General features: G+C 72.7%; 1 protein-coding gene. It reads left to right on the top strand.

From position 1 onward, the window contains the following. Positions 1-3,133, top strand: a 3,133-nt coding sequence (gene mscK, locus C667_RS21530; RefSeq protein WP_051174711.1) for a mechanosensitive channel MscK, incomplete at its 5' end; no start/stop codon positions are given. Positions 3,134-3,222: the final 89 nt, after the last annotated feature.

Genomic DNA, 3,222 nt, shown 5'->3' with positions numbered 1-3,222 from the left:
GCTGCCCGCCGCCGCGCCGGTCGCGGCGCCCGCGGCCGACACCCCGCTCGCACGCCTGGAAGAGCGCCTCGCCACCCAGGAGGCCGCGCTTGCCGACTGGCGCAGACGCCTCGACGAGGCCGATGGCCTGCTCGTCGGCGCGCGCACCGGCCCCGAACGCGCGCAGACCGAGATCAGCGCCGGCCAGGTGCGCATGGCGGCGATCGAGGCCATGCTCGCGAGCGGGCGCGAGGCCGGACGCGACAGCCGGCCCCTGGGTCCGGAGCGTCGCGACGCGCTCGCCGCCGAATGGCATGCGCTCGACGCACAGCTCGCGCTGCGCCGCAAGGAGCTCGCCGCCAACAGCGCCCTGATCGACCTCGGCCTCGCCCGCCAGGAGCTCGCCCGCCTGCAGGTCGCCGGCCTCGAGGAGGCGGCACACGTCCTGCAGGACGCGATCAGCCGCCAGCGCGCCAGCCAGGCCGAGCAGACCGTGCAGGCGCTCGCCGACGTGCGCGCGGACACGCGCGGAGACGGCCTGCTCGCGCGCGAGGCCGCGACCAACGAAGAGCTGTCCCAGTACCTGCTGCGCGCCACCGCGCATCTCGACACCCTGACCCGACGCAACCAGAAGGTCAGCCAGCAGCTCGACGCGATCAATCGCAGCACCGCGGTGATCGACGAGCAGATCGGCGTGCTGCAGGGCAGCGTCCTGCTGTCGCGCATCCTGCTCGAGCAGCGCCGGGCGCTGCCCGCACCGGTGGCCGATGCCGGCCTCGCCGACCAGATCGCCGACATCCGCCTCTATCAGTTCGAGATCAACAAGCAGCGCGAGCAGCTCACCAACCCGGCCGCCCACGCCGAGCGCCTGCTCGCCGGGGCCCCGGCGGGCGAGGCCGATCCGACGCTGCGCGAGCCGCTCCTCGCCCTGCTCGCCACCCGCGGCGAGCTACTCGAGCGCCTCAACCGCGAGCTCAACGCGGTGCTCGCCCAGTCGATCACCCTGCAGCTCGCCGAGCGCCAGCTGCTGGTCAGCGCCGACCGCCTGCGCGCCACGCTCGACAAGCAGATGTTCTGGATCCCGAGCAACCGCCCGCTCGACCTCGCCTGGCTGCAGGCGGTGCCGGGCGCGCTCGCCCAGCAGTTCGGCGCGATCCCGTGGGGCTCGGCCATCGACGAGCTGTGGGCGGGCCTGCAGGCGCGGCCCTTCCTGTTCCTGCCGGTGCTGCTGGTGAGCCTCGGGCTGTTCGCGCGCCGGCGCTGGATGCGCGAAAAGCTCAACAGCCTGCACGCCGACATCGGCTACGTGCGCCGCGACAGCCAGCGCCACACCCCGCTGGCGATCCTGCTCAACCTGCTGCTGACGCTGCCGGTGAGCCTGCTGCTCGCGCTCGGCGGCATCGCGCTGCAGATGGATGCGCGCGGGCAGAATGCGGCCCTGGGCGCGGCGCTGATGCAGATGGCGCAGGCCTGGCTGGTGTTCCACACCGCGCACCGCCTGCTCACCCCCGGCGGGGTGGCCGAACGCCACTTCCAGTGGCCGGTCGAGCGCGTGCGTGCGATGCACCGCAACCTGCGCAAGCTCGGCCTGGTGGTGGTGGCGGTGGTCGCCGTGGTCGCGGTCGCCGAGCGCCAGCCCGAGAGCCTGGGCAGCGACGTGCTCGGCATCCTGATCCTGCTCGTCGGCTACGCGACCATGGCCTGGCTGCTGGTGCGCGGCCTGCTGCACACCCGCCTCGAGGATCGCCCCTCGCCGCTGCGCGTGTTCGTGGGACTGGCGCTCGGGCTGATGCCGCTCGCGCTCATCGGCGCGCTGGCGATGGGCTACTACTACACCGCGCTCAAGCTCACCGGCCGCCTGGTCGACACCCTCTACGTGCTCATCCTGTGGCGGCTGGCCGAGGGCTTGCTGGTGCGCGCGCTCGGCGTAGCGGCGCACCGCATCGACCACCAGCGCGCGGTCGCGCGCCGCGAGGCCGCCGAGCGCGAGGGCCGTGCCGGCGCCGACAGCGAGCCCGCGGCGATCGCCGAGGTCCCGATGCTCGACATCGCGCGCATCAACCAGCAGTCGCTGCGCCTGCTCCACCTCACCCTGCTGTCCGGGCTCGCGGTGGCGCTGTACTGGGTGTGGGCCGACCTGCTGACGGTGGTGTCCTACCTCGACAACATCACCCTGTACGAGTACACGAGCGGCAGCGGCGAGACCGCCGGCGTGGTGCCGATCAGCCTCGCCGACCTGCTCGGCGCGCTGGTGATCGCGGCGATCGCCTTCATGCTCGCCACCAACCTGCCGGGCCTGCTCGAGGTGCTGGTGCTGTCGCGGCTCAAGCTCGCCCAGGGCAGCGCGTACGCGATCACCACGCTGCTGTCCTACGTGATCGTCGGCGTCGGCATCGCCTCCACGCTCGGCACCCTCGGGGTGAGCTGGGACAAGCTGCAGTGGCTGGTGGCGGCGCTGTCGGTGGGCCTGGGCTTCGGCCTGCAGGAGATCTTCGCCAACTTCGTCTCCGGCCTCATCATCCTGTTCGAGCGCCCGCTGCGCATCGGCGACACGGTGACGATCGGCAACGTCTCGGGCACGGTGAGCCGCATCCAGATCCGCGCCACCACGATCACCGACTTCGACCGCAAGGAGATGATCGTGCCCAACAAGGCCTTCATCACCGGCCAGCTCACCAACTGGTCGCTCACCGACACGGTGACGCGGGTGACGATCAAGCTCGGCGTGGCCTACGGCGCCGACCTGGAGACGACCCGCAGGCTGCTGCTCGCGATCGCCGCCGACAACCCGCGCGTACTCACCGACCCGGAGCCGCTGCTGTTCTTCCTCACCTTCGGGGCCAGCACGCTCGACCACGAGCTGCGCGTGCACGTGCGCGAGCTCGGCGACCGCAACGCCGCGATCGACGAGATCAACCGCGAGATCGACCGCCGCTTCCGCGAGGCCGGCATCGAGATCGCCTTCAACCAGATGGATGTGCACATCCGCAGCATCGCGGACGGCCGCGAGGCCTTGCTGCAGAGCACGCCGGCGCATGCTCCCGAGGCCTCGCCCGGCACGATGGCGAGCGCGCCCGTGACGGACGCGGAGGCTGCGAGCCTGGCCGCCGCTGCGGCCGCGGCGCGGCGGACGCCACCGCAATCGGGTCGCTAAGCCCCGGAGAGCCCGCGCGCGCGGCGGGCCAGGCGCGCGAGCAGGGTACCCAGACGCACGAGGGGGCCCGACGGGCGAGGCGCGAAGCG

The sequence above is a fragment of the Thauera phenylacetica B4P genome (genome assembly GCF_000310225.1).
In the GTDB taxonomy this organism is placed as follows: domain Bacteria; phylum Pseudomonadota; class Gammaproteobacteria; order Burkholderiales; family Rhodocyclaceae; genus Thauera; species Thauera phenylacetica.
The sequence above is the reverse complement of the archived record's forward strand: the minus strand, read 5'-3'. Positions and strand labels throughout refer to the sequence as shown.